We start from the raw sequence: 24416 nt of genomic DNA, 5'->3' as shown, positions 1-24416 counted from the left end.
GATAGGAGCCCCTCAGTGCTCCATGTAGTCGGCTATGGGATACATCGTGCACAACGCTTCGGCCTGTAAACGGAATTGCTCCTGTAGCGCGGGTTCCAGCGTGTATTTTTGCTCGTTGAGCGGCGTCACCTTGTCCAGGATCCGGCAAACCAAATCGACGACTTGGTGGCATCCCAGGGGGTCAATGTGACGTTGCGCCATGGAGCCGGTGCCGATACGCAACCCACTGGTAACGGATGACGATCGGGTCTCGCCCGGCACGCGATTTTTGTTCACGATGATCCCGCAGCGCTCTAGCGCCGACTCCGCGATAGAACCGGTGATGGCTCCACGCAACCGGATCAGAATCGTGTGGTTTTCACTGCGACCTCCCACGACCTCGTATTCATGTGCCTGAAACGCACTGGCCATCTCATCAGCCGTGTTCCGAATCCGTTCCATGTAGGCGTCGAACTCTGGGGACATTGCGTAGCCCAGCGCGGCAGCCTTTGCAGCGATCATGTTGACGGCTGGCGCGCCCTGCATTCGAGGAAACACGGCTTGATCGAGGATACGACGGAAGGTTGATTTCAGGCCGGGAACCTTTTTGTTGGCGTCTCGGCCTGAAAGGATCAGGCCTCCGCGAGGCCCCATGAGTTGCTTGTGCGTGCAAGTCGTAGTGACGTGGGCAGCGTTGATCGGGCTCGGATGTCGCCCAGTGGCAACAAGTCCGGCGATGTGCGAAATGTCAGCGAGCAGGATGGCCCCGGCTTCATCGGCTATCTTGCGGAACCGCTCGAAATCTACGACCCGCGAGTAGGCAGTTGCACCGCAGATGATGATGCGCGGGCGATGAGCGAGAGCCAGTTTGCGCACCTTGTCGTAATCGATGAGGCCCTCTGATGTCGTGCCGTATCTGATCGCCTTGTAGTAGGCGCCCGTGAATGTGACGGGGCTGCCGTGTGTAAGATGTCCTCCGTGATCGAGGGCCATTCCGAGTAGAGTATCCCCAGGCTCAAGTAGGGCAGAGAGCACTTGGTAATTGGCACTCGATGCCGAGTGTGATTGCACGCCTGCGTATTGGGCGCCGAACAGTTCCCGAGCTCTTCGGATTGCCAGAGATTCGACCAAATCAACGTTCTCGCAGCCTGCGTGATAGCGCCTGCCTGGCGTGCCCTCTGCTGTGACGTTGACCAGCGCCGAAGCTGATGCCGCCAAGGTTCGAGGCTTGACCGCGCAGGAAGAAGAAACCAATGACAGCGTTCGGTGTTGACGCGTGACTTCAGCGTCCAAGATCCTCGCCAGCTCGGCGTCTTCTGCTCGCAGATCCGCTAAGCCTCGTCGCAGTAGGTCTGCTTGGTTCTTAAGCTGTTCAGTATTGACTGCCATTATTCGGTGTCCCTTCCTTGTCTGTTGCGTGCTGCGAACGACAGCACGGTTTCCTGGATTTCGCGTTCGTGTGTGCGTATGTAGTAGTGCCAGCCGTCGGTTCGATCACTTCCGTGAACCTCCCCACAGGCCGCAGATATTGAGCCCATGCCGAGTCAGAGGTGCTTTCGGCTTGGCGTATTGCCGTGTCCGGGGTTTCTATTGGTCGCGATACGGCGAGCACCAATGAGAGGGAACTGATCGTGGAGGCTATCGCCGAAGCAATGCAGGTCCCCGCTGCTGCCCCAGCGTAATGTCCGTAGACAATGAGTTGATCTGCATCCATCTTTTCAATCGCTGTGGCGAGGGTGTTAACCAGCGCAGGAAAAACGACTACGTCCTCTACTTCGAGCGCCCCGAAGTCCACTCCGAAGACACGCATGTCCCTATTTGCGCGAAATAGGTCGCGGTAATAGGGCAGCGCCGGACCTGACCGTAGGCTGTACGAGGTGCGCAATCGACGCGATTCTCAGCTCAACTTGCGACTGACCTGAGCGGCCGGTTAGCAGCAGTAACGTTTACCTCAGCGCGTCGATCAATTCGTCCTGGACAGTGGAGGGCTGACCACCACAGAGGAAAAAGCCCTGAATGCCTGGATTCGTCGTAATCGTTGTCGTGTGGAGTTTGTTTGGGACGAATCGAAAGAAGAGGTAACCGAAGAAGAACTGCTTTTGGAGTTCTCGGCAGGAGGGCCAATGAGGCCTTTCCCATAGTTCGAGGTGAGGTGGAAAAGCAGCTCAATCTCGTTTTTTGCAATTTTTCACGTAAGCCATTGAAATACATTGCTTTATTTATCATAAAGAACAAAATTTTCATCCCTAAAGCTTCCCTTTCGTCCATGATCCATCAAGCCATACTCGTGAGGACGGTGTTTTTTGGCACCTGCTCTCTCAAAAACAAATAGCTGTATATACAGCCAGCACCCCATTAGAGTTCACCTCTCCTCGTGTGATGATGTGAGAAGAGGATTGCTCAAAGCAGCATAGGTTTTTTAGCAAGAAACTCCACTTAATTAATCAAAAAATTAAACATTTATCAAATTAAATGATTCTTTTTTTTCTGGTCGTGGGATTTCGTGAGCAGTAAATTCTTAAAAAAGAGGCGACACTAGCCACCCAGGCTGAGCCGTCTTGATATCTGGATGATCGACTCCACAGCAGGAAGAGCTTTAGGCTTCGGGAAAAAAGGGGCTTGAAGAATCATCAGATCATGCATTAGGTCGAAGCTGCAGGGCCCTGACGACTAAGGTTCACACACTCTGCGATACCAACGGGATACTCCTTTACCTCCAATTGTCAGGCGGCCAGGCCCGCGATATCTCGAATGCGCCCCCCTTGCTTGAACAGGTCAAAATCGCTGGTCGGTAAGGGCGGCCTTCCAAGCGTTGCCGGTGGCCATTCGCTGACAAGGACTACGACGCCGAGCATCTGGGCCTTTATTGTTATAGCTAACGCATGCAACACTTCATCCCGCTGCGAGCCATGAAGCGCAAACCCGAATCGGACGGCCCCAGCGATTTGATAGCCTCAAGTAGCGGCAGCGAAACATTAAACGGACGGATGTAGGCTGGCCAAAGGAGGCCTACAGAGTTGGTACGGGTGACGAAAAAATCGCGAAAAGTTTTGCCGCAATGATCTCGCTGGCCTAGTCATCTTCGTCGAGCAGCTGAATGACCATTCATGGCATGATATCCATAGAAGTACAATTTGTTACAGCTATAAAGAAGTGGTGGGCATTTTATGCATAGAAGAGAAAAAATAGAGTGCTTGAAAAGCAACATTAGATACTTGATAAAAAGTCGCGGAGAGACGCAGTTGTCTTTGTGCAATTCCAGCGGGCTGACCAGAACTACTATATATAATATTTTGGAAGGAAGGGTGGTAAATGTACAGCATTCCACGATTCGCAAAATTTCTGATTTCTTTGGAGTGTCTTATGAGGAAATAGAGACTATTGATTTTGAAGAGAAGGAGATAATAGAGAGTAGTATCTCTCTGCAAGGGAATATGAATCCGGCTGCAGTCCCTATAATTAAAGAGAGCTTGGTTATTCAAAGCTTGGATAAAAGGATTGGTGAGCTAGCCACCATCTACCCTTTGACTTATTATTTCGGCAAATCCTATAACTTAATAGGCGTGCTTTTGGAGAGCGAAATTAGTGGTATGAATGAGCCAGGAGACCTATTGATAATAAAGAAAGGCTCGTCGAGTGGTGATAAAGAAAAGCTGGTGTATGACAGAACAACTAAAAAACTGTTCATAACAAACGAAGCATGTTTTAGTTCGGATCGTATCTGTGTTGTGGGAGATATAATAGAGGAGCGGTTTAATGACGCGTGATGGCGAAATTGAAAACAGCAAATACAAGTTGTTAGGGTTTGAGAACAGCAAAAGTCTTGCTGTGATTATGATCATCGCTACAGGCAAAGTTATCAGGGTAAAATTAAGCGAAGTATTAAGCAGTGAAATAATGGACAATTTAAATAAAATGGAGATCAAAAACTTGTATAAGAAATTTTATTCTCAAGGGGGTGCATTAACCGCGTACGAAATGAATGATCGTCATGAAAACTCATGGATGATTTATATTATTCTAAATCTACTGCTGTTTACATTTTACATCTTTACCAGTATTGCTGCGACAAAGCCTATTTATTTGGAGCGCCTTGATATCATTGTTACTCCGGGCACTTTTCTTTACCCTCTGACGTTTTTAATAGTTGACTTGCTGAATGAGACTTACGGTCTTAGGCTTGCGAGGAAAGCCATACTATTTGCTTTTGCAAGTAATGCTATTATTATTGTTTTGCTGAATGCTTCTACCTATCTCCCGGGGCTGCCTGGCTGGAAGCTTGATATGCCTTATAATGAGGTTATTACTCATGTGTCTTCTGTGCTGGTAGCATCCTCTGTTTCTTTTCTTTTTTCTGAAAATATAAACTCGTATTTGTTGTGCAAAATAAAAGAGCTGACAAATTCTAGATTTCTATTTTTGCGCGTGTTTTTAAGTACTTTTTTTGCGGTGATAATAGACAGCTTCCTTTTCTGCTACATTGCATTTTATGGGAGTATGCAGAATAGCGATATACTTAATATGATTTATGTTCAGATAGCTATAAAGGTGTGTTTTGCTTTTTTTAATATCTTGCCTGCATACGGCGCAAGGTCATTGTTTAAAAAATATATAACTGCAAGTCATGTTAAATAAATAGGGCTATGGATTTTTTTTAAACAGTATACTGCTCTAACAAAAAGTGCACTGATGGCTTCTTTGCACAAAGCTGTTGGGTTCAACGCTCACTTAGTATGTGGCTGTAGTGATGAACCCATTTGCGAGCGTGTCTAAGAACGCCAATAATTAGGGTTGTGCCTGGCATGTTTAAGTGAGCGTTTTCTGAATGTATCCTATTGGGTTTTTATTTTAACTTTAGTTTGGCTTTTAAACTGTTCATGATCTCTGTTTTATTCCCCAGGTAATCATTTAATCCTTTTGAGCGTAGATTGCACGCATCGCAGTTAGCGCACCCACTTCCCTTTATGCCATTGTAGCAGGACAGTGTGTGGTGACGAATCAAGTCTAATTTATTATGGTAATCAGCTAAAGCCCAAGTTTCCGCCTTATTCAACCACATAAGCGGCGTTTCAAGAAGCAATTTGTATTCCATGCCTAATTCAATGGCTTTGTTCAATGCCTTAACAAACGCATCTCGACAATCAGGATAGCCAGAGAAATCTGTTTCACAAACGCCTGTGATTACTGCTTTAGCTTGCACTTGATATGCATAAATAGAAGCCAAGGTTAAAAATAGAATATTTCTTCCTGGTACGAAAGTGCTTGGCAAACTTTCTCCGGAGCTATTCATGGCTGGAACTGGAATATTGTCGCGTGTCAGGCTGCTGATGGCCAGCTCATTTAGCAAGGATGTGTCTAGTACTTTGTGCACTATCACGCCAAGCTTTTTTGAAAGGTGTTGTGCGACTTCAATTTCTGCGCGATGGCGCTGACCATAATCAAACGTAATACAGTGTATTTCATCATAGAGAGGCAATGCATGGATTAAACAGGTTGTTGAATCTTGTCCGCCACTAAAAACGATAACTGCTTTTTTACTCATGGTTCTGCTCCCTGCAGTAATATAGTAAGTGTAACGCTTGAAACAAAAGTTCGAGATCCAGCCGCCGGTAGAATCCAGGTGCTCATACTCAAGGATTTCATTCCTGGAGACTCCAGACCTAAGACTGGGCAGGCAAAACCATACCAGCAATGGTTGGGCGTGACAGCAGGAAAATTCTGAAGGTTTGTGAGGTCCCGGGGACAAAACTCTTGGTAAACGCTCCATAAACCCCACATTCAAAGCCGCCACCTGATCCCCGATGCTGTGCTCCCGATTTCTTTCCGGAGCCAGCACCTCATGATGCGTTCCGACGCAAAAGTCGAAAAAGTCTATCTCTACCCCAAGTAGCAGTAGTGTCCTGGTTGAAGACGCATTGGGCCCCACCGCATGTAGGCATGCGGCAGGGTGTTTACGGTGCAGATCAAAACGGTTCATCGTCCTCGATACCATCTTCGTCCTCGCGCTTTCGTTCACGCGATTTGATCTTTGTCTGAGCGGCCAGCCATTCCTGGGTGGTCTTGACCAACATGAAAACACTCAGTGATGTCGTTGCCATGATAATGATTCCTGGTAGTTGAAGAGTGGGGAAAGCCAATCCAGAATACGAGTCATAACTCATATTTAAAACTCGCATCCCGATCATGACCAAACACCGCGAAATGCCGCCCTTAACCCCCCGAAAACTCCCGACCCAGCGCCGTTCGGCCAACACCGTTGACACCATTCTCGAAGCCGCTGCTCGCATTCTCGAAACCGACGGCCTCGTGGCGCAGCGCGCCGGCGTAAGCATCGGCTCGCTGTACCAGTACTTCCCCAACCGCGACGCCCTGACCGTCGCCTTGATCGAACGCGAAACCACTCAGTTGCTCGATGACGTCCAGCACGTCCATGAACACGACGACGCCCTCGCACGCATCCGCGCACTGGTCCAAGCCTCCGTCGCCCACCAGCTACGGCGCCCGGAACTGGCCAGAATCATCGACTTCGAAGAGCGCCGCTTACTGCTGCAAGAGCGCCATGAGCGCGTGGCCAACGTCATTCATGCCGAACTGATAGCGGCGCTGGCCCTTCCGTCAGCCCCGTGGGGCTGCGCCGATGTACTGGAGACCGCGCAAGACCTGCTGGCGATGGCCCACGGCATGATCGATGCGGCGGGGGAGCGGGGGGAGACGGATGCGGTGAGTTTGGAAGGACGGGTGATGCGAGCGTTGGTGGGTTTTCTGTGCGGGTAGTGGGCTATCTGGGCCGGCTCTTGGCGGCCAGGAGACAAGACCGGATGGCGTAAGGGTGGTGATCGATTGTGCTCGGCGAACCTCTGACTGGAACGGTGGGCGAAAGGTAACGCTATCGGAACTCTCTGGAAGCTCGGAGGGGGAAGTCCGGACATTTTACCAAAATCAGGAAGTCTTTTTCAGAGTTTCCCTAACACTGCCTCCAAGGCTGACCCTGACTTGTCGGCACTTTGGAACGTACCGCAAATGATGTTCCCTCCTGCCATAGCCCTGCGGTCCGACTTAGGATTGACCACCATCATAAACATCGGAAAGACTCCTAACCTTATGGCTGAGCGTCCCCGTCTGAATCACGATGGTTTTGGCATGCATGTCACCCAGTCGTGTTCTGGACTCCAGAAAAATCCATACCCAATCAATGATGATCAGCGCTCCGGCATTACGGGTAAACGACTGAGACACCGTGCAGCCGAGGAACGTTTTTCTATCGACAGCCGCAATACTCAACAAGCGCTTGCCGAGGCTTTGGCCATTAGGTAGGGCATCCGCAAAAAGCACGTAAGCGAAGGCGATCAAGCCCGCTGAAACAATCTGGACACTGGGCGTTATACCTGTGATGTAAGCAGACAAGGTGTCAGCGGTGACCTTGACGATAAAGAAGATCAACACCGCAATTACGCAATCAATTACTTTCGCGATAAACCGACGGCTGACGCTCGCCAGAATTTTAGGTTTTTTGCTGTTGCTTTTTGCGTCCATGGTATTTCCGAGATCAGTTGGGTTTTCGGGATTCATCAGCTAGACGGCTGTCCGGCATGCAAAGCTTCTGCCGCCAAAAGGCTGTTATTCGTTCCTGGCTACAGGTATTAGACGTGATAAATGTCAAAACGATATCATTCAAGCGTACCCCCGTATCTATTCATTTAGCTCGGTTCTTTAGGAACTTGGTGAGAGCAGCGACGGGACCCAGTCATCCCTGGATGCCGCTGCCGAAGGCGACCTCGGCGTCCGTTACGAGACTGGGCAAGGGGTTGCAAAGGACTAAGCAAGCGGCTTTCTGGTACCGCAAGGCCGCAGAGCAAGGTAGTTCAGTTGCCCAGCGCAACTTTGATATTCGCTACTCCGAGGGCAGGGGTGTGATGCAAGATAATAGCCAAGCGTATGTTTGGCTTTCTGTTGCTGCTGCCAATGGGCAGACAGAAGTCGAAGCTGATCGAAATTATGTAGCTGAAAAACTATCTAGATCCCACTGGAAGCAGCGCAAAAAATAGCAGGGTAATATTCTGAGAGATACCAACCGCATCGCTGATTTCTGGTGCGCGTATTTTTTATATGGGGGTGTGCTGCTGGTTGTTCAGCATCGCTATTGACCGCTTTTGGCCGATTCTGTTGAAAAAGTCGGATTTCAGCTCGTCTGAACTCAGGCACGACCACCACCGGAGAACCTAATCACCACATTGAGTGGTTTCTCGGCCCTTCGTTGACCTTTGTTGCTTTGTTATTGGGTTAATTTGAGGTTTTTGGCTTAGTGCAGGCGCACCTATCCCGTAGAAGGTGGCCCTTGAGATACAAGTTTGGCCAGACGTCGCAGGTTCTGTACCGCGGCCGCCAGCGTGAACTCATCGGATGCGCCACTCATGCCACGTAGCCGCAGGCGATCCAATTTCAGGATGCGCTTGAGGTGGGCAAACAACATTTCGACCTTTTTACGTTCGTGGCGAGAGCACTGATACGCCGGCGTTGCTGCAATGCGCCGAGCCACATCGCGAGCGGCTTCATGGACGCTGCGAGCGATCTTTCGGAATGCAGTGTTCGGGCAGCACTTGGCTTTCATCGGACACGTAGCGCAGTCGGTCTGCCGGGATCGGAAGATGATGGTGTTGGCTTTGGTGACGTGTGAACGCTCGTTCTTGAAGGCTCGCCATTCGCTGCGCAGTGGGTTGCCGGCCGGGCAGCGGTATTCCTCGGCCTCTTCATTCCAGTGGAAATCGTTACTCGAAAAGCTGTCGTTCTTGCGCTCGGTTTTGTCCCACACCGGCACATGCGGCTCGATGTCTTTTTCCTCCACCATCCAGGCCAGCATCGGCGCGGTACCGTAAGCGGTGTCGCCAATGAGGCGTTCCGGTTTGATGTCGAACTGCGCCTCGACCCGGTCGATCATGATCTTGGTGCTCTCGACCTCGGCCGTGCGATGAGCCGGTGTGGGTTCCACATCCACGATGACACCGTGCTCGGTATCGATCAGATAATTCGTGGAGTAAGCGTAGAACGCTGGGCCACCTGGAGCAGCGGTCCAGCGGGCTTGAGGATCAGTCAGCGACAGGCGCTTCGGTAGCGTTTCGGCCAGAGCCTCTTCATCAAGCGCCTCAAGATACTCACGCACGGCGCGGGTGCTCAGGGCCGGATCGCTCCAGTTGACCTGTTCATCACCCGGTACACCGCGCTGCCGGCAGGCATCCGCTTTGATGATGCTGGCGTCCACGGCAAAGCCTTCACCTTTGACCAAGCCTGCATCCATGCAACGACGTAGCACTTCATTGAACAGCCAGCGAAAGAGATCGCTGTCCCGAAAACGGCCGTGTCTATTTTTGGAAAAGGTCGAGTGATTGGGGACTTCATCTTCAAGGCTTAACCGGCAGAACCAGCGATACGCCAGGTTCAGATGGGCCTCTTCGCACAACCGCCGCTCTGAGCGAATGCCGTAGCAATAGCCGACGATCAGCATGCGGATCATCAGTTCAGGGTCAATCGACGGACGCCCGATCGGGCTATAAAAATCGGCGAGGTAATGGCGCAGGTCGCTCAGATCAAGACACTGATCAATGCTGCGCAGAAGGTGATTGGCGGGGATGTGATCTTCAAGGTTGAACGAGTAAAACAGCCGTTCCTGCCCACTCGATAACTGTCCCATCATGCTGCGTGCTTCCCTGCTGGCCAATGTAGAGATTTTGCCGGAGGCCAGATAGGGGAGTTACTTTTTCAACAGAATCGGCCGTTTTCTGACCTTCGCTTAGGGGGTGAACTGCCAGGATTTTCCTAGACGATGAGTGAGTAATTGCATGGTCAGCAAATAGTAATAGCGCGTCGATTCAGTGCGCTGGTTTAGATGTTGATTCAAAAACCACGCAAGGTGTTTTCTCTGCCAAGTCCATGGATTATCGCGTTGCCAGCGCTCAACGACTGCTGCTTGGATAGTCTTTGCCTGACGAAGGTGGCGTTGGCGTGTGGAATGCGATCCGGTCAGAACGCCGGCCAGGAATAGCTCCATATCGAATGCCTTGCTCATGTTCGACTGCCAATGTAAGCCGACACCACGTCGATACGGCCGTGCCCGAGTTCATAGCTGATTTGTACTCGGGCCTCCTGATCTAGCCGTCGGTCGAGCTGATAGCAGCGGCCACCGTTGATGGAAGCGGGGTGACGGGTGATTTGCTCATAGCGTTCGCACGCGTAGGCTGCCCGCAATTCATGGAAGCCTTTGAGGTTGTGCTGATGGAGGATGTCCCGTGCGGGGCGGACGATTCCCTGCAAGAAATCGAGGTAGCGTTCGTTCGGTGCAAGCAGGTTGCGGCTGCCGTCGGGCGAGACTTTTTCGGCAAACCTCAGCGCGTCACGAATATGATCATCTACCGTAATCCTGCGAGGCGCCGATGCGCCTGAGCGACCACCTTTGGTGCCATCCTGGATGTTGATCTTCCCGTAGTGTTCGGCCTCACGCTTCAGGCGCGGAAGGTCGGCCAAAATGGCCTCGCGCAATCGCATGCCTGTGGCTCGCGCTAACGCCGCGATGGCCGCGGCGAGCGGCATCTGGCGTTCGCAAAGCACCTCTACTATCTGCTTCACGTGTTCGCGGTCTTGGCCTTGCGGCACTGAGCGACGAACACTGGTGCGCCGCATTCCCAGCGCCTTGCTCGGGCTCGGAACTTTCACATGCTGATCACCGCGAAGCGCGGCCATGGTCCGATTCACACTAGACAATCGATTTTGCGCGGTGGCGATGGCAAGCTCACCATGTTCAACTTGCTGCCGCAGATGTCCGGCATAGTCCAACAAGGTCTGCCGATTTATCTGCCGCGCATCGTTAAACCCCGGCCCATCCTCCGACCGACACCAGCGCACAAACGCCCGCCAGCGATCACTGTGCGCTTTGACGGTCCCGTAATGCCGGCTGCCAAAGAGATCTTTCAATGCCTGCGGCCCGGCATAACTCAGTTGCCGTCCATACCCAAAATTCCGCCCGTCCCGTCTACCGACCAACGCCATGATCAAACTCCTCTCAAAGCCAAACCCTTGAAGCTTTCCCCACGTCATCCCGCCATGGATGTTGAGTGTTATCAGGGATCAAGGCCCCTGCGACCTGTGAGGGTTGTCCACTAGCGCAGGACTGGCGGCTCCTTACGACCGGGAGCTTGGGCATCTCATGATCTGGCCTCCTGAACACTTCCGAGGAAGTGGGCGGGTGGAGGCTGCGCTGGCTGACGAGACCGGCGCCGCGAGATCCTGAGTCGGGTGAAGGCAGTGATGCGATGACCGGGGCATGCTTGACTGTCAGTCAGGTGCAGTCCATTCCGTGGGCTGCGGCACCATCATCTGCATCGCTGTTGCTGGTGACTTCGGTGTTTGTCACGCCGATTGTCACGAGGGGGAATGCCGCAAAGCCTTGTACGAGGTGGGCTGCAGCAGTGGTAGGAGCGCCCGTCTCTTTCCGGGAGAAAGAGACGGGCGCAGGTTGGCGCAATGAAATGGCCGCGCGGATAGGTTGCTGCAGGGCAGTTGGGTAGGGGGATGTATTTGCCGCATGGCAATGATCTGAAGTGGGCATCCATCACTCGGTGAGTGACCGTGCGAGCCGCCGGACGCTAATCGTACTTTGGGAGAACCACCACGGCGTGGCGTAGCCTTAAAGGTTCTGGCTACCTGGGTTGCTGTCAACGACAGCGCTTTGCCCGACCTTTTCTACGCCTGTGGAGAATTCGGGTCAAGGCTCGAATTTTCGGGAGTTCTGCGGCTGTGGATGAAATTATCCACTAATGGAAATCAGTGGTTTTCCACAGACAATTGCGTGGGCTTTAGATTTTTTAAGTGAGGTCCATCCAGACAGGGCGGCTTTGCAGCCCTGTCTGGATGGACCCGCGTGGACAAGCGGATCACTGAGATATGAGAACCGAGCGCTTACTCAGTTGCGCCACGTTTTGCTTTTAGTCGAGTGACATTCGCACCCGTCTGATTGGCGAATTCGCGTGGGCTGACATGCTTCTGCTGATTAGCCTCAAGGTAGCGACTCCACCAGTTCATGATCAGTCTGCGCTCCTCGATGAGCTCAGCCTTGTGGATGTAGGCCGCTCGGACGTTGTTGCGTTCCTTGTGGCTCATCTGCCGCTCGATGGCTGTGTCCGTCCACAAACCCGACTCGATCAGTGCGCTGCAGGCCATCGAACGAAAGCCATGGCCGCAGATCTCGGTTTTGGTGTCGTACCCCATCTTCCGAAGCGCGCTGTTCACGGTGTTTTCGGACATTGGTTTCCAAGACTTGGTATCGCCTGCGAACACCAAGTCAAATTTGCCTGTGATTGCGTGGATCTGCTCGAGCAGGGCGATCGCTTGCGGCGATAAGGGTACAAGATGGATATCGCCTGCCATCTTCGTACCCCTTGTGGAAAAGGGTACGCCTTCCAACGCTGGTCGCGTGTCGGGTATTTCCCAGGCGCCACGTTTGAGGTCGAACTCGCTCCAGCGGGCGAAGCGCATCTCGCTGGAGCGTACAAACACGTGCAGCGACAGCAAGACCGTCAGCCGGGTAAGTGCGCGGCCTTTATAGGTGTCGATCCGTTCCTGCAATTCAGGCAAGCGCGATAAGGATAAGGCGGGGCGGTGGACGACCCGCGAGGCTTTGATCGAGCCTACGAGGTCGTAAGCAGGGTTTACGGTGATAAGCCGGAGTCGCTTTGCCTCGCGCATGATGCTCTGCAGGTAGTTTTGTACCCTTAAAGCAATGTCTATCGTTCCGCGCTTCTTAATCGCGTCCAGGGGCCGCATAAGGTCGTGGGTATCAAGGTCGACAATGGCGCGGGCGCCGATCAGCGGGAAGAGGTGAGTTTTGAGGCGACTCATCACTGTCTTGGAATAGTCCGGTGCCCACTTGGCTGACATTTCCGTGTGCCAGCCGAGGGCAACACTTTCAAAGGTGCGGCCTTTGATCAGAGCGTCCGTCTTGGCTTGGTTCTTGGCGCCTATGGGGTCAATGCCATCCGCCAGCATTCGCTTGACCTCCAAGCGCTTGCGGCGCGCATCGGCGAGGCCAACGATGGGGTAGTTGCCGAATGAGGTCAGTCCTTCCCGGCCATCAGGTTTGACGTATCTGAGACGCCAGCCTTTGCGGCCATTGGGTTGGACTAGAAGGTAAAGGCCGTCGCCGTCGAAAAGCTTGTAGGCGCGGTCTGTGGGCTTGGCCGAACGGCAAGCGGCGTCGGAGAGTGGAGCAGTAGTGCGCGACATAAGGGTACTCCCTTTTATCGAACTGACCTTTATCCCAAACTCTACCCTTAAAATGGCTGGTACCTACCGGAATCCGACAGAACGCCAAAACGAAAAAACCCGCCAGAAGGCGGGTTTTTCGGGGGTTTCAGAGACTTTGTTAGCTTTCTCTGGAACCTTGTCTGGCTCCACGACCTGGACTCGAACCAGGGACCCAGTGATTAACAGTCACTTGCTCTACCAACTGAGCTATCGCGGAATGGCGTCTATGTTACTGATTCAAAAAGAGAAGTCAAGCCTCTGTTGGTAGTTTGGTGTTTTCATCGGATCAGAGGGTGGTTTATCGGCTATTGGCGGTTACCAGAATTGCGGTAGAGGTCTACCATGGCCGCCCGGAAGTGGTGACACGCGCTGCCGGCCCTCAGCCGAAAAGGTACGCGCCATGAATCATCCAATCCTCACACCTCAAAACAACGGGGTGTTCGTATGAGCATCGCTCAGATAAGCCTGCCCAAAGGTGTGGGCCCGCACGCCGAGAAGCTGTTCGACGCAATCACTCAGGCCAGCACCGCTGACGAATTGAACCGCGCGGGCGGCAAGGCTGAAGGTTTTGTCCTGGGCCTGGAAAGCACCAAGGCGATCAAAAGCCAGGTGGCCGAGTCGCTTTACGTCGCCTACGACGACGCGGCCAGCCAGCGCGCGACCGAACTGGCCTAACCGCCGAAGGTAATGGTGCCGAGCATCAGCTTGGCGTACAACATCGTGGCGGCCAGTTGCACCAGCCACAGTGCCAGGCCGCCAAGGAACACGCCTGCAGCCACTTGCAGCACCAGGTTGTTACCGCGTTTGGCCGAGGAGCGGGGCACGAAGTGGTCCAGCTCGTCGCGGTCAGCGCGTAGGTCATCGTTTTTCATGTGGGCTCTCAAGAATTCTCGGGTGTACTCATAACTTGGGGGGCGGGCTTGCTCGCGAAGGCGGCGGCAAATTCAGCATCAATGTGACAGATAGACCGCTTTCGCGAGCAAGTCGGATCGCCGCACCGCCGCTCCCACATTTTTGATCTGCGTGCAGTCTAGAGCGACCGGTCGTCGAACTGGGAATTATCGAAGACAAATAAAAAACGGGAAGCCATGTGGCTTCCCGTTTTCATATCACACAAAGACTCAGATCACCTGAACGATGGCCTTGGTCACGGCGTCGATGTTGTTCTGGTTCAGCGCGGCAACGCAGATGCGGCCGGTGTCCAGGGCGTAGATGCCGAACTCGTTGCGCAGACGGGTCACTTGCTCAACCGTCAGGCCGGAGTAGGAGAACATGCCGCGCTGGCGACCGACGAAGCTGAAATCGCGTTGCGGAGCGTTTTTCGCCAACAGGTCGACCATCTGGGTGCGCATGCCGCGAATCCGCAGGCGCATTTCTGCCAGTTCCTCTTCCCACTGCGCACGCAATACCGGGCTGTTCAGCACGGCGGCGACGATGCTAGCGCCGTGGGTCGGCGGGTTGGAGTAGTTGGTGCGGATCACGCGTTTGACTTGCGACAGCACGCGCGCGCTTTCTTCTTTCGACTCGCTGACGATCGACAGGGCGCCAACGCGCTCGCCGTACAGCGAGAAGGATTTGGAGAACGAGCTCGAGACGAAGAAGGTCAGGCCCGATTCGGCGAACAGGCGCACGGCAGCAGCGTCTTCATCGATACCGTCGCCAAAGCCCTGGTAGGCCATGTCGAGGAACGGTACGTGACCTTTGGCTTTCACCACTTCCAGGACGTTTTTCCAGTCCGCCGGGCTCAGATCCACGCCGGTCGGGTTGTGGCAGCAAGCGTGCAGTACAACGATGGAGCCGGACGGCAAGGCGTTCAGGTCTTCCAGCAGGCCTGCACGGTTAACGTCGTGGGTCGCGGCGTCGTAGTAGCGATAGTTCTGCACCGGGAAACCGGCGGTTTCGAACAGTGCGCGGTGGTTTTCCCAGCTCGGGTCGCTGATCGCCACAACGGCATTCGGCAGCAGTTGCTTGAGGAAGTCGGCACCGATTTTCAGCGCGCCGGTACCGCCGACGGCTTGGGTGGTGATGACCCGGCCAGCAGCGATCAGCGGTGAATCATTGCCGAACAGCAGTTTTTGCACCGCCTGGTCGTAGGCGGCAATGCCGTCGATCGGCAAGTAACCACGGGAAGCGTGTTGAGCGGCGCGAATCGTCTCGGCTTCGACAACGGCGCGCAGGAGTGGAATTCGCCCCTCCTCGTTGCAGTAAACACCAACCCCCAGGTTGACCTTGTTGGTACGGGTATCGGCATTGAATGCTTCGTTGAGGCCCAGGATTGGATCGCGTGGTGCCATTTCGACAGCGGAGAACAGGCTCATTATTACGGCGGCTCTGAATGGAGTGTGGAGGGACGTGTCGCGCTCCAGCCGAATGCACTAGAGCGGTGCACAAACGGGGAGCTAGTATAGAGGCCATCGGCGATTGATGGCGACAGGCGATTCGGCTTTTACGGTAAGTTTTTCCAATTATTTTTCGATCGTTGGTCAAGTGACGTCGTCAAAGGTTTTACCCGATGTAGGACGTTTGCCTTGAAAGCGATGGCAATCGGCTCCACATTGAGCACAATCCAGTTTTTTCCTCGGGCGACATCGGTCGTTTGCGGTCTTTCTCGTTCCTGTCCGGTGTAACCGGGCAAGAGTGAACCAGAGGTATGTATGTCTGAATTCCAGCTAGTCACCCGCTTCGAGCCCGCCGGCGATCAGCCGGAAGCCATCCGCCTGATGGTCGAGGGCATTGAAGCCGGGCTGGCGCACCAGACGCTGCTCGGTGTGACCGGCTCGGGCAAGACCTTCAGCATCGCCAACGTGATCGCCCAGATACAGCGCCCGACCCTGGTGCTGGCGCCGAACAAGACCCTGGCCGCGCAGTTATATGGCGAGTTCAAGGCGTTCTTCCCGAATAACGCCGTTGAATACTTCGTTTCCTACTACGACTACTACCAGCCTGAAGCCTACGTGCCGTCGTCGGACACCTTCATCGAGAAGGACGCCTCGATCAACGACCACATTGAGCAAATGCGCCTGTCAGCCACCAAAGCGCTGCTGGAGCGCAAGGACGCGATCATCGTCACCACGGTGTCGTGCATTTACGGTCTGGGCAGTCCGGAAACCTATTTGAAGATGGTGTTGCACGTGGATCGCGGCGACAAGCTCGACCAGCGTGCGCTGCTGCGTCGCCTGGCTGACCTGCAATACACCCGCAACGACATGGACTTCGCCCGGGCGACCTTCCGGGTGCGCGGTGATGTGATTGATATCCACCCGGCAGAATCCGATTTTGAAGCGATCCGCATCGAGCTGTTCGATGACGAAGTGGAGAGCCTGTCAGCCTTTGACCCGCTGACCGGCGAAGTCATCCGCAAACTGCCGCGTTTCACCTTCTACCCGAAGAGCCACTACGTGACACCACGGGAAACCCTGCTCGACGCCGTCGAAGGGATCAAGGTCGAGTTGCAGGAGCGCCTGGAATACCTGCGCTCCAACAACAAACTGGTGGAAGCCCAGCGACTGGAACAGCGTACCCGTTTCGATCTGGAGATGATTCTCGAGCTGGGTTACTGCAATGGCATTGAAAACTACTCGCGTTACCTGTCGGGCCGTGCCTCCGGCGAGGCACCGCCTACCTTGTTTGACTATCTGCCGGCCGACGCCTTGCTGGTGATCGACGAATCCCACGTCAGCGTGCCCCAGGTCGGTGCCATGTATAAGGGCGACCGGTCCCGTAAGGAAACGCTGGTGGAATACGGCTTCCGCCTGCCATCGGCGCTGGATAACCGGCCAATGCGTTTCGACGAGTTCGAAAACATCAGCCCACAGACGATTTTTGTCTCGGCCACGCCGGGCAATTATGAGGCGGAACACGCGGGGCGCGTGGTCGAGCAAGTGGTGCGCCCGACCGGCCTGGTGGACCCGCAAATCGAAATCCGCCCGGCGTTGACCCAGGTCGACGACCTGCTCTCGGAAATCACCAAGCGTGTGGCCCTGGAGGAGCGGGTGCTGGTCACCACGCTGACCAAGCGCATGTCCGAAGACTTGACCGATTACCTGGCCGACCACGGCGTTCGCGTGCGTTATCTACACTCGGACATCGACACCGTGGAGCGGGTCGAAATCATCCGTGATTTGCGTCTTGGCACCTTCGATGTGCTGGTGGGGATCAACCTGCTGCGTGAAGGTCTGGACATGCCGGAAGTCTCGCTGGTGGCGATTCTCGATGCGGACAAGGAGGGTTTCCTGCGTTCCGAGCGCTCGCTGATCCAGACGATCGGCCGGGCGGCGCGCAACCTCAACGGGCGGGCGATTCTGTATGCGGATCGCATCACCGGCTCGATGGAGCGGGCGATCGGCGAAACCGAGCGTCGTCGCGACAAGCAGATCGCCTTCAACCTGGCCAACGGCATCACGCCGAAGGGTGTGTTCAAGGACGTCGCCGATATCATGGAAGGCGCAACCGTGCCGGGCTCGCGCAGCAAGAAGCGCAAAGGCATGGCCAAGGCCGCCGAGGAAAGTGCCAAATACGAAGCGGAGTTGCGCTCGCCGGGCGAGATCGCCAAACGCATTCGTGCGCTGGAAGAGAAGATGTACCAGCTTGCCCGCGACCTGGAGTTCGAAGCCGCGGCGCAGCTTCGCGACGAAATCGGCAAATTGCGGGAGCGGTTGATCACGGTTTGAGATGCGCAGTGAATGGGTGGGCCTCATCGCGGGCAAGCCCGCTCCCACAAGGATTGAGGGTATTCACACAATATGTGGCCACCTACGGATCCTGTGGGAGCGGGCTTGCCCGCGATGAGGCCCGTCGGAACACTACAAATATCAATTAGCGTGCTTTCCTAGCCTTCAGCCCTGCCTGCAACCTTCTGGTAGGCAGCACCGCCACCAAGCTGATCCCCCAATGCAATACTGGCTTACTATGCCCCACTCACTGGAGCCGGGCGGCTATCGCCTGTTACCATTCGCCTCTTGTTTGATTTCCGCTTTTATTCTTTTCGAGACATGCCATGACCACCGTCCGCACTCGCATCGCGCCATCGCCTACCGGGGACCCCCACGTAGGTACCGCTTACATCGCTTTGTTCAACTACTGCTTTGCCAAGCAGCATGGCGGTGAGTTCATCCTGCGGATCGAAGACACCGACCAACTGCGTTCGACCCGCGAGTCCGAACAGCAGATTTTCGACGCCCTGCGCTGGTTGGGTATCGACTGGAGCGAAGGCCCGGACGTTGGCGGCCCGCACGGTCCTTATCGTCAGAGCGAGCGCGGCGACATCTATCAGAAGTACTGCCAGCAACTGGTCGAACTGGGCCATGCCTTCCCGTGCTTCTGCACGGCCGAAGAACTGGACCAGATGCGCGCCGAGCAAATGGCCCGCGGCGAAACCCCGCGTTACGACGGCCGTGCGCTGTTGCTCTCCAAGGAAGAGGTCGCGCGCCGCCTGGCCGCTGGCGAGCCACACGTCATCCGCATGAAAGTGCCGACCGAAGGCGTGTGCGTGGTGCCGGACATGCTGCGTGGCGACGTCGAGATCCCGTGGGATCGCATGGACATGCAAGTGCTGATGAAGACCGACGGCCTGCCGACGTACTTCCTGGCCAACGTGGTCGATGACCACCTGATGGGTATCACCCACGTTTTGCGCGGTGAAGAATGGCTGCCCTCGGCGCCGAAACTGATCCTTTTGTACGAATACTTCGGCTGGGAACAGCCGCAGCTGTGCTACATGCCGCTGCTGCGTAACCCGGACAAGAGCAAGCTGTCCAAGCGCAAGAACCCGACCTCGGTGACGTTCTACGAGCGCATGGGCTTCATGCCGGAAGCGATGCTCAACTACTTGGGTCGCATGGGCTGGTCGATGCCGGACGAGCGCGAGAAGTTCTCCCTGCAGGAGATGGTCGACAACTTCGACCTGAGCCGCGTCTCCCTCGGCGGGCCGATTTTCGACATCGAGAAACTGTCGTGGCTCAACGGCCAATGGTTGCGTGACCTGCCGGTGGAAGAGTTCGCCGCTCGCCTGCAAAAGTGGGCACTGAACCCTGAATACATGATGAAGATCGCGCCGCACGTGCAGGGCCGGGTTGAAACCTTCAGTCAGGTCGCACCGCTGGCCGGTTTCTTCTTCGCCGGTGGCGTGAACCCGGACGCCAAGCTGTTCGAATCCAAGAAGCTCTCGGCTGATCAGGTTCGTCAGTTGATGCAGTTGATCCTGTGGAAGCTGGAAAGCCTGCGCCAGTGGGAAAAGGACAGCATCACCGCGACCATTCAGGCGGTGGTCGAATCCCTGGAGCTGAAGCTGCGTGACGCCATGCCGCTGATGTTCGCCGCGATCACTGGCCAGGCCAGCTCGGTGTCGGTGCTCGACGCGATGGAAATCCTCGGTCCGGACCTGACGCGTTTCCGTCTGCGCCAGGCCATCGACCTGTTGGGCGGCGTGTCGAAGAAGGAAAACAAGGAGTGGGAAAAGCTCCTGGGCGCGATTGCCTGACTGCGTTTGACTCTGTAGGAGCTGCCGAAGGCTGCGATCTTTTGATCCTGATCTTCGGCGCTTCTCCCGAATTTACGGGGGGAGGGCGGTAAGTGTTTGTTATGTCGGCAAAAATTTTTAATTTTTTTGAAAAATAAGTTTGACAGCTTTCCGATGCGCCATTAAGATTCGCCCCGTCCTCAGCGATGAGGGGCTATAGCTCAGCTGGGAGAGCGCTTGCATGGCATGCAAGAGGTCGACGGTTCGATCCCGTCTAGCTCCACCAATTTACACTTCAAGGTCTGGCCACACCGGCCTTGAAGCGATCAACACTCAGCGTTGATCAGTTGTATAGAAGGGTTTGCGTCCCCTTCGTCTAGTGGCCTAGGACACCGCCCTTTCACGGCGGTAACAGGGGTTCGAGTCCCCTAGGGGACGCCAGTTTTACAGAAGCGATGTTGCAAAATGTCGCTCCGCCGCGAGGCGAAAAATCCGGGGCTATAGCTCAGCTGGGAGAGCGCTTGCATGGCATGCAAGAGGTCGACGGTTCGATCCCGTCTAGCTCCACCAATTTTACAGTTCAAGGTCTGGCCACACCGGCCTTGAATCGATCAGCTCTCAGCACTGATCAGTTGTATAGAAGGGTTTGTGTCCCCTTCGTCTAGTGGCCTAGGACACCGCCCTTTCACGGCGGTAACAGGGGTTCGAGTCCCCTAGGGGACGCCACGATTACCCGCTTTGCGGGATTTTTAAGGGTCATTCAATTATTGAATGGCCCTTTTGTTTGTCTGGCGTTTGGCCAAATCTCCTTTTTCCTCAAAACTGTTCTTCAGACCAGCGGTCACATCCACGACTTGCGAAAAATTATTATGAGAATAATATTCTAGTCGTAATATTCGGAGGCAACGATGAACGATAAAAAAGCTCAAACCCGCGAACGCATCCTCAAGGCTGCCAGCGCAGCGCTGATCCAGCGCGGCCCGGCCGAGCCGAGCGTGGGCGAAGTGATGGGGGCGGCCGGCCTGACGGTCGGCGGCTTCTACGCGCATTTCGAAAGCAAGGACGCATTGATGCTGGAGGCGTTCAAGCAGCTGCTCAGCCATCGTCGTGGCTTGATCGCCGACATGGACGCGCAGTTGACCGGCGAAGAGCGTCGCGCGTTGGTCGCTGCGTTCTATCTGTCGCGTAAACACCGTGATTCCACCGAGCAGGCGTGTCCGATTCCGGCGTCGGTCGGTGAGTTGGGCCGTCTGCCGGACGAATTTCGTGTGGCGTTGAATGAGCATGTTGAGTTGATGGTCGCGCAGCTGGCGACCAGCCCGGAAGACACCGACAAAGTCTTGGCCGACATCGCCTTGATGGTCGGTGGTTTGGCTCTGGCGCGGGCGCTGGGGCCTGGAGAGTTGTCCGATCGATTGCTGCGCGCCGCCAAATCGGCGGTGCTGTGACCTAAAGGCATCCAGCCTGAGGAAATGAGCGATGAACACGTTGAGCTGGGTTCGTGGCGTTAATGGCACCTTGGGCTGGTTCGCACCGAAGCTGGTGGCGAGCAAGATGCGCCTGGCATTCATGACCCCGCGGGAATTGACACCGCGTGACTGGGAATTGCCGCTGCTGGCGAAGTCCGAACGAATCACCTTGCGCTTCGGTCTCTCGGCATTGCGTTGGGGGCAGGGGCCGGCGGTGTTGTTGATGCACGGCTGGGAAGGCCGGCCAACGCAGTTTGCCGCGCTGATTACGGCGCTGGTCGATGCCGGCTACACCGTGGTTGCCCTGGACGGTCCGGCTCACGGTCGCTCGCCTGGGCGCGAGGCCAATGTGGTGCTGTTCGCTCGGGCCATGCTCGAGGCCGCCGCTGAATTACCGCCGCTGCAAGCGGTGATCGGTCACTCCATGGGTGGCGCCAGCGCCATGCTTGCGGTTCAGTTGGGCCTGCGTACCGAAACCCTGGTCACGATCGCCGCCCCGGCGCGAATTCTTGGAGTGCTGCGCGGTTTCGCGCGCTATGTGCGGTTGCCGCCCAAAGCCCGTTCGGCGTTCATTCGTCAGGTCGAGAAAGATGTCGGCATGCGCGCTTCGTCGCTGGATGTCGCGCACTATCAACTCGACATGCCCGGCCTGATTGTCCATGCCGAAGACGACAACTATGTCTCGGTCAAGGAATCGCAGTTGATCCACGAAGCCTGGTTCGACAGTCGTCTGTTGCGCCTGGAAGAGGGCGGTCATCAGCGGGTGCTGGCTGATCCGCGGGTGATCGAAGGCGTTCTTTCGCTGCTGGCCGGTCGAAGCCTGCAATCGCGCCAATCGGCCTGAGCATCCGTTACACTGCCCCGGTCGAAATCATCTGACCGGGAGTGGGGCATGGGCTGGGATCGGGCAACGCCGTTTATCATTGATCTGGAAGTAGGCGCCGAGGACATCGACGGGCTGGGGCATGCGAACAACGCGGTGTATGTGACCTGGCTCGAGCGCTGCGCCTGGCGCCACTCGCAACGGCTTGGTCTGGATCTGGTCGAGTACCGTCGGCTGGACCGGGCGATGGCGGTGGTGCGGCACGAGATCGATTATCTGGCGGCAGCCTACGAAGGCGATGAGCTGCAGTTGGCGACCTGGATCGTCGATTGGGACCAACGCCTGAAAATGACCCGACACTTTCAGTTGAAGCGCCCCAGCGACAACACCACGTTGCTGCGGGCGCAGACCACTTTCGTGTGCATCGAACTGTCCACTGGCAAGCCCAAGCGCATGCCGGCGGAGTTCATCGAGGGCTACGCCCCTGCGTTGCAGATTTTGGATACGACCAAAATCTAATGTGGGAGCGAGCCTGCTCGCGAAGGCGGCGTATCAAACAACTTCTGTTTCGACTGACACACCGCTTTCGCGAGCAGGCTCGCTCCCACAAGGGAATCTGCGATGTTCTGCAGATTCCTCGCGCAATCCAGTAAACTGCCGCACGTTTTTCGTTGAGTGTGTTTTTCATGCAAATTGCTTTGGCGCCCATGGAGGGGTTGGTCGACAACATCCTGCGGGACGTGCTGACCCGTGTGGGCGGTATCGATTGGTGCGTGACCGAGTTCATTCGGATCAACGATCAACTGCTCACGCCTGCCTATTACCACAAGTTCGGCCCGGAACTGTTGACCGGCGCCCGAACCGCGTCCGGCGTTCCGCTGCGGGTGCAACTGCTCGGCTCCGATCCGGTGTGCCTGGCGGAAAACGCTGCGCTGGCCTGCGAGTTGGGTTCCGAGGTCATCGACCTGAACTTCGGTTGCCCGGCCAAGACCGTGAACAAGTCCCGTGGCGGCGCGGTGCTGCTCAAAGAACCTGAACTGCTCAACGAAATCGTCGAACACGTCCGTCGTGCCGTCCCCGCGCACATTCCGGTGACTGCCAAGATGCGCCTGGGCTTCGACAGCCCGGACGGTGCGCTGGTCTGCGCCACGGCCTTGGCCGAAGGCGGCGCGGCGCACATTGTGGTTCACGCACGGACCAAGACTGATGGCTACAAGCCGCCGGCTCACTGGGAATGGATCCCGCGGGTGCAGGACGTGGTCAAGGTGCCGGTGTTCGCCAACGGCGACATCTGGAGCGTCGAGGACTGGCGCCGCTGCCGCGAGATCAGCGGCGTCGAGGACATCATGCTGGGTCGTGGTCTGGTATCGCGCCCGGATCTGGCCCGGCAGATCGCCGCTGCCCGCGCCGGTGAAGAGGTCGTCGAGATGACCTGGGTCGAGCTGCTGCCGCTGATTCAGGACTTCTGGCTGCAAGCCAAGGCACAGATGACGCCACGCCAATCGCCAGGTCGCTTGAAGCAGTGGCTGGCGATGCTGACCCGTAATTATCCCGAAGCGGTAGAGTTGTTCACCGTCCTGCGTCGAGAAACCGAGCTGGATCAGGTCTCGCGTTTACTGGGTTTGCAGGTGTCTGAAGCAGCCTGAATCTGCTTGAAAAAAATCTGAAAATAATCTCTTGAAAAGTAATCAGCGATCCTTATCTAAGGATTACGCGATGCCGAATTCGGGTCGCGGAGACAAAAAACTTGCTGATTATGTTCAGGAGATTTGAATCATGAGTACTGCATTTTCCCTGGCCCCACTGTTCCGTTCCTCGGTAGGTTTCGACCGTTTCAACGACCTGTTCGAAACCGCCCTGCGCAATGAGCCAGGCAGCACCTATCCACCCTACAACGTTGAAAAATACGGTGATGACCAATACCGCATCGTCGTAGCGGCCGCCGGTTTCCAGGAAGAAGACCTGGACCTGCAAGTGGAGAAAGGTGTGCTGACCATCAGTGGCGGCAAACGTGACGCGGACGAAAGCGTCACTTACCTGTACCAAGGCATCGCGCAACGCGCCTTCAAACTGTCGTTCCGTCTGGCGGACCATATCGAAATCAAGGCCGCCGAACTGCGCAACGGTTTGTTGAGTATCGACCTGCTGCGCGTGATACCGGAAGAAGCGAAAGCCAAACGCATCCCGATCAACGGGATGCAGAAGCCGGCTCTGCAGCATTGAGTCATTCGAAGAAATACATTCGTTTGAACAGTCTGTAACCCGCTGAATGAAGGCCCCGACTTGTCGGGGCCTTTTTGTTTCCAGGCAAAAAACAGCAATGCAAGCTTTGCCGCCCTGCGACGGTTTCTCTACAATCCGCGCCAGTTTGCCGACCCCCATCCTGCCTGGTCGGCCC

The 24416-nt window shown here is 55.5% G+C and carries 22 protein-coding genes, 5 tRNA genes and 2 pseudogenes; 17 read left to right on the top strand and 12 right to left on the bottom strand.

The features are described from left to right. Nucleotides 1-12: 12 nt before the first annotated feature. On the bottom strand, nt 13-1368 hold the full coding sequence (gene glyA / locus AACY49_RS16590) for a serine hydroxymethyltransferase (protein WP_339525120.1): 1356 nt from the start codon (nt 1366-1368) through the stop codon (nt 13-15). 557 nt (nt 1369-1925) lie between these two features. Continuing rightward, nucleotides 1926-2075 (bottom strand): annotated as a pseudogene (locus tag AACY49_RS31885) (transcription termination/antitermination NusG family protein); the annotation flags it as partial. 461 nt (nt 2076-2536) lie between these two features. Between AACY49_RS31885 and AACY49_RS16585 the strand changes: the two are divergent. From AACY49_RS16585 to AACY49_RS16575, 3 genes and pseudogenes are all read left to right on the top strand, one after another. Further along, a pseudogene (locus tag AACY49_RS16585) lies at nt 2537-3055 on the top strand (IS5/IS1182 family transposase); the annotation flags it as partial. 91 nt (nt 3056-3146) lie between these two features. After that, complete coding sequence (locus tag AACY49_RS16580; RefSeq protein ID WP_339505451.1) at nt 3147-3746, top strand: helix-turn-helix transcriptional regulator; 600 nt, start codon at nt 3147-3149, stop codon at nt 3744-3746. Then, the gene (locus AACY49_RS16575; RefSeq protein WP_339505449.1) at nt 3736-4614 is read left to right on the top strand and encodes a queuosine precursor transporter; all 879 of its coding nucleotides are present in this window, start codon (nt 3736-3738) and stop codon (nt 4612-4614) included. Before AACY49_RS16580 ends, AACY49_RS16575 begins: the two co-directional genes overlap by 11 nt. 208 nt (nt 4615-4822) lie before the next feature. On the opposite strand, the gene queC is transcribed toward AACY49_RS16575, so the two are convergent. Together queC and AACY49_RS16565 are read right to left on the bottom strand one after the other, a co-directional pair. Beyond that, nucleotides 4823-5521, bottom strand: coding sequence for a 7-cyano-7-deazaguanine synthase QueC (gene queC / locus AACY49_RS16570; RefSeq protein WP_339525117.1), 699 nt, complete (start codon nt 5519-5521; stop codon nt 4823-4825). 421 nt (nt 5522-5942) lie between these two features. Continuing rightward, nucleotides 5943-6077, bottom strand: coding sequence for a hypothetical protein (locus AACY49_RS16565; RefSeq protein ID WP_339525228.1), 135 nt, complete (start codon nt 6075-6077; stop codon nt 5943-5945). Nucleotides 6078-6162: 85 nt separating this feature from the next. Here AACY49_RS16565 and AACY49_RS16560 point away from each other — a divergent pair, with 85 nt between their 5' ends. Further along, the gene (locus AACY49_RS16560) at nt 6163-6753 is read left to right on the top strand and encodes a TetR/AcrR family transcriptional regulator (RefSeq protein ID WP_339525115.1); all 591 of its coding nucleotides are present in this window, start codon (nt 6163-6165) and stop codon (nt 6751-6753) included. A 282-nt stretch (nt 6754-7035) separates the two neighbouring features. Here AACY49_RS16560 and AACY49_RS16555 read toward each other — a convergent pair whose 3' ends face one another. Beyond that, entirely contained in the window at nt 7036-7548 is a 513-nt protein-coding gene (locus AACY49_RS16555; RefSeq protein ID WP_339525113.1) for an RDD family protein, read from the bottom strand. Between the two features lie 20 nt (nt 7549-7568). Between AACY49_RS16555 and AACY49_RS16550 the strand changes: the two genes are divergently transcribed. Then, nucleotides 7569-8024: a tetratricopeptide repeat protein gene (locus AACY49_RS16550; protein ID WP_339525111.1), complete on the top strand. Its 456-nt coding sequence runs from the start codon at nt 7569-7571 to the stop codon at nt 8022-8024. Nucleotides 8025-8293: 269 nt separating this feature from the next. Here AACY49_RS16550 and AACY49_RS16545 read toward each other — a convergent pair whose 3' ends face one another. The 5 genes from AACY49_RS16545 to AACY49_RS16525 form a co-directional block, all read right to left on the bottom strand. Then, nucleotides 8294-9667, bottom strand: coding sequence for an IS1182 family transposase (locus tag AACY49_RS16545; RefSeq protein ID WP_339525109.1), 1374 nt, complete (start codon nt 9665-9667; stop codon nt 8294-8296). A 96-nt stretch (nt 9668-9763) separates the two neighbouring features. Further along, nucleotides 9764-10039, bottom strand: coding sequence for a hypothetical protein (locus AACY49_RS16540; protein WP_339525107.1), 276 nt, complete (start codon nt 10037-10039; stop codon nt 9764-9766). Next, nucleotides 10036-11016 carry an integrase domain-containing protein gene (locus AACY49_RS16535; RefSeq protein WP_339525105.1) on the bottom strand — a complete coding sequence of 327 codons (981 nt, stop codon included), beginning with the start codon at nt 11014-11016 and terminating at the stop codon, nt 10036-10038. Before AACY49_RS16535 ends, AACY49_RS16540 begins: the two co-directional genes overlap by 4 nt. A 909-nt stretch (nt 11017-11925) precedes the next feature. Next, the gene (locus tag AACY49_RS16530; RefSeq protein ID WP_339525103.1) at nt 11926-13248 is read right to left on the bottom strand and encodes a tyrosine-type recombinase/integrase; all 1323 of its coding nucleotides are present in this window, start codon (nt 13246-13248) and stop codon (nt 11926-11928) included. A gap of 162 nt (nt 13249-13410) precedes the next feature. After that, a tRNA-Asn gene (locus AACY49_RS16525) sits at nt 13411-13486 on the bottom strand. Nucleotides 13487-13713: 227 nt separating this feature from the next. Between AACY49_RS16525 and AACY49_RS16520 the strand changes: the two genes are divergently transcribed. Continuing rightward, nucleotides 13714-13944 (top strand): hypothetical protein, encoded by a 231-nt coding sequence (locus AACY49_RS16520; protein ID WP_008007186.1) that lies wholly within the window; start codon nt 13714-13716, stop codon nt 13942-13944. Here AACY49_RS16520 and AACY49_RS16515 read toward each other — a convergent pair. Further along, nucleotides 13941-14141 carry a hypothetical protein gene (locus tag AACY49_RS16515; protein ID WP_007935214.1) on the bottom strand — a complete coding sequence of 67 codons (201 nt, stop codon included), beginning with the start codon at nt 14139-14141 and terminating at the stop codon, nt 13941-13943. The genes AACY49_RS16520 and AACY49_RS16515 overlap by 4 nt on opposite strands. A gap of 249 nt (nt 14142-14390) precedes the next feature. After that, entirely contained in the window at nt 14391-15587 is a 1197-nt protein-coding gene (locus tag AACY49_RS16510; protein WP_258696393.1) for an amino acid aminotransferase, read from the bottom strand. Between the two features lie 336 nt (nt 15588-15923). On the opposite strand from AACY49_RS16510, the gene uvrB reads away from it, so the two are divergent. The 11 genes from uvrB (at nt 15924) to AACY49_RS16455 (ending at nt 24241) form a co-directional block, all read left to right on the top strand. Beyond that, complete coding sequence (uvrB, locus tag AACY49_RS16505) at nt 15924-17939, top strand: excinuclease ABC subunit UvrB (RefSeq protein WP_258696392.1); 2016 nt, start codon at nt 15924-15926, stop codon at nt 17937-17939. 326 nt (nt 17940-18265) lie between these two features. After that, on the top strand, nt 18266-19747 hold the full coding sequence (gltX, locus tag AACY49_RS16500; protein WP_258696391.1) for a glutamate--tRNA ligase: 1482 nt from the start codon (nt 18266-18268) through the stop codon (nt 19745-19747). 189 nt (nt 19748-19936) lie between these two features. Further along, a tRNA-Ala gene (locus AACY49_RS16495) sits at nt 19937-20012 on the top strand. A gap of 79 nt (nt 20013-20091) precedes the next feature. Continuing rightward, nucleotides 20092-20167: transfer RNA gene (locus tag AACY49_RS16490), tRNA-Glu, on the top strand. A 53-nt stretch (nt 20168-20220) separates the two neighbouring features. Next, a tRNA-Ala gene (locus AACY49_RS16485) sits at nt 20221-20296 on the top strand. A gap of 80 nt (nt 20297-20376) precedes the next feature. Further along, nucleotides 20377-20452, top strand: a tRNA-Glu gene (locus tag AACY49_RS16480). A 182-nt stretch (nt 20453-20634) separates the two neighbouring features. Then, nucleotides 20635-21174: a TetR/AcrR family transcriptional regulator gene (locus AACY49_RS16475; protein ID WP_339525097.1), complete on the top strand. Its 540-nt coding sequence runs from the start codon at nt 20635-20637 to the stop codon at nt 21172-21174. A gap of 31 nt (nt 21175-21205) precedes the next feature. Beyond that, nucleotides 21206-22039 carry an alpha/beta fold hydrolase gene (locus AACY49_RS16470; protein WP_339525095.1) on the top strand — a complete coding sequence of 278 codons (834 nt, stop codon included), beginning with the start codon at nt 21206-21208 and terminating at the stop codon, nt 22037-22039. Nucleotides 22040-22087: 48 nt separating this feature from the next. Further along, nucleotides 22088-22537: an acyl-CoA thioesterase gene (locus AACY49_RS16465; protein ID WP_339525093.1), complete on the top strand. Its 450-nt coding sequence runs from the start codon at nt 22088-22090 to the stop codon at nt 22535-22537. A gap of 167 nt (nt 22538-22704) precedes the next feature. Further along, nucleotides 22705-23664, top strand: a complete 960-nt coding sequence (locus AACY49_RS16460) for a tRNA dihydrouridine synthase (protein ID WP_258696388.1) — start codon at nt 22705-22707, stop codon at nt 23662-23664. Between the two features lie 130 nt (nt 23665-23794). Beyond that, entirely contained in the window at nt 23795-24241 is a 447-nt protein-coding gene (locus AACY49_RS16455; protein WP_339525091.1) for an Hsp20 family protein, read from the top strand. Nucleotides 24242-24416: the final 175 nt, after the last annotated feature.

Source organism: Pseudomonas sp. EL_65y_Pfl2_R96, assembly GCF_963970905.1.
GTDB lineage: Bacteria > Pseudomonadota > Gammaproteobacteria > Pseudomonadales > Pseudomonadaceae > Aquipseudomonas.
Note: the sequence above shows the minus strand (reverse complement) of the source record. Positions and strands in the feature narration are given on the sequence as shown.

Coding starts and splice junctions, on each gene's coding strand:
- AACY49_RS16555 (WP_339525113.1), bottom strand. CDS start 7,548: ATGAATCCCGAAAACCCAACTGATCTCGGAAATACCATGGACGCAAAA.
- AACY49_RS16580 (WP_339505451.1), top strand. CDS start 3,147: ATGCATAGAAGAGAAAAAATAGAGTGCTTGAAAAGCAACATTAGATAC.
- glyA (WP_339525120.1), bottom strand. CDS start 1,368: ATGGCAGTCAATACTGAACAGCTTAAGAACCAAGCAGACCTACTGCGA.
- AACY49_RS16560 (WP_339525115.1), top strand. CDS start 6,163: ATGACCAAACACCGCGAAATGCCGCCCTTAACCCCCCGAAAACTCCCG.
- AACY49_RS16575 (WP_339505449.1), top strand. CDS start 3,736: ATGACGCGTGATGGCGAAATTGAAAACAGCAAATACAAGTTGTTAGGG.
- AACY49_RS16520 (WP_008007186.1), top strand. CDS start 13,714: ATGAGCATCGCTCAGATAAGCCTGCCCAAAGGTGTGGGCCCGCACGCC.
- gltX (WP_258696391.1), top strand. CDS start 18,266: ATGACCACCGTCCGCACTCGCATCGCGCCATCGCCTACCGGGGACCCC.
- AACY49_RS16535 (WP_339525105.1), bottom strand. CDS start 11,016: ATGGCGTTGGTCGGTAGACGGGACGGGCGGAATTTTGGGTATGGACGG.
- uvrB (WP_258696392.1), top strand. CDS start 15,924: ATGTCTGAATTCCAGCTAGTCACCCGCTTCGAGCCCGCCGGCGATCAG.
- AACY49_RS16460 (WP_258696388.1), top strand. CDS start 22,705: ATGCAAATTGCTTTGGCGCCCATGGAGGGGTTGGTCGACAACATCCTG.
- AACY49_RS16515 (WP_007935214.1), bottom strand. CDS start 14,141: ATGAAAAACGATGACCTACGCGCTGACCGCGACGAGCTGGACCACTTC.
- AACY49_RS16545 (WP_339525109.1), bottom strand. CDS start 9,667: ATGATGGGACAGTTATCGAGTGGGCAGGAACGGCTGTTTTACTCGTTC.
- AACY49_RS16510 (WP_258696393.1), bottom strand. CDS start 15,587: ATGAGCCTGTTCTCCGCTGTCGAAATGGCACCACGCGATCCAATCCTG.
- AACY49_RS16465 (WP_339525093.1), top strand. CDS start 22,088: ATGGGCTGGGATCGGGCAACGCCGTTTATCATTGATCTGGAAGTAGGC.
- AACY49_RS16540 (WP_339525107.1), bottom strand. CDS start 10,039: ATGAGCAAGGCATTCGATATGGAGCTATTCCTGGCCGGCGTTCTGACC.
- AACY49_RS16470 (WP_339525095.1), top strand. CDS start 21,206: ATGAACACGTTGAGCTGGGTTCGTGGCGTTAATGGCACCTTGGGCTGG.
- AACY49_RS16530 (WP_339525103.1), bottom strand. CDS start 13,248: ATGTCGCGCACTACTGCTCCACTCTCCGACGCCGCTTGCCGTTCGGCC.
- AACY49_RS16565 (WP_339525228.1), bottom strand. CDS start 6,077: ATGGCAACGACATCACTGAGTGTTTTCATGTTGGTCAAGACCACCCAG.
- queC (WP_339525117.1), bottom strand. CDS start 5,521: ATGAGTAAAAAAGCAGTTATCGTTTTTAGTGGCGGACAAGATTCAACA.
- AACY49_RS16550 (WP_339525111.1), top strand. CDS start 7,569: ATGCAAAGCTTCTGCCGCCAAAAGGCTGTTATTCGTTCCTGGCTACAG.
- AACY49_RS16455 (WP_339525091.1), top strand. CDS start 23,795: ATGAGTACTGCATTTTCCCTGGCCCCACTGTTCCGTTCCTCGGTAGGT.
- AACY49_RS16475 (WP_339525097.1), top strand. CDS start 20,635: ATGAACGATAAAAAAGCTCAAACCCGCGAACGCATCCTCAAGGCTGCC.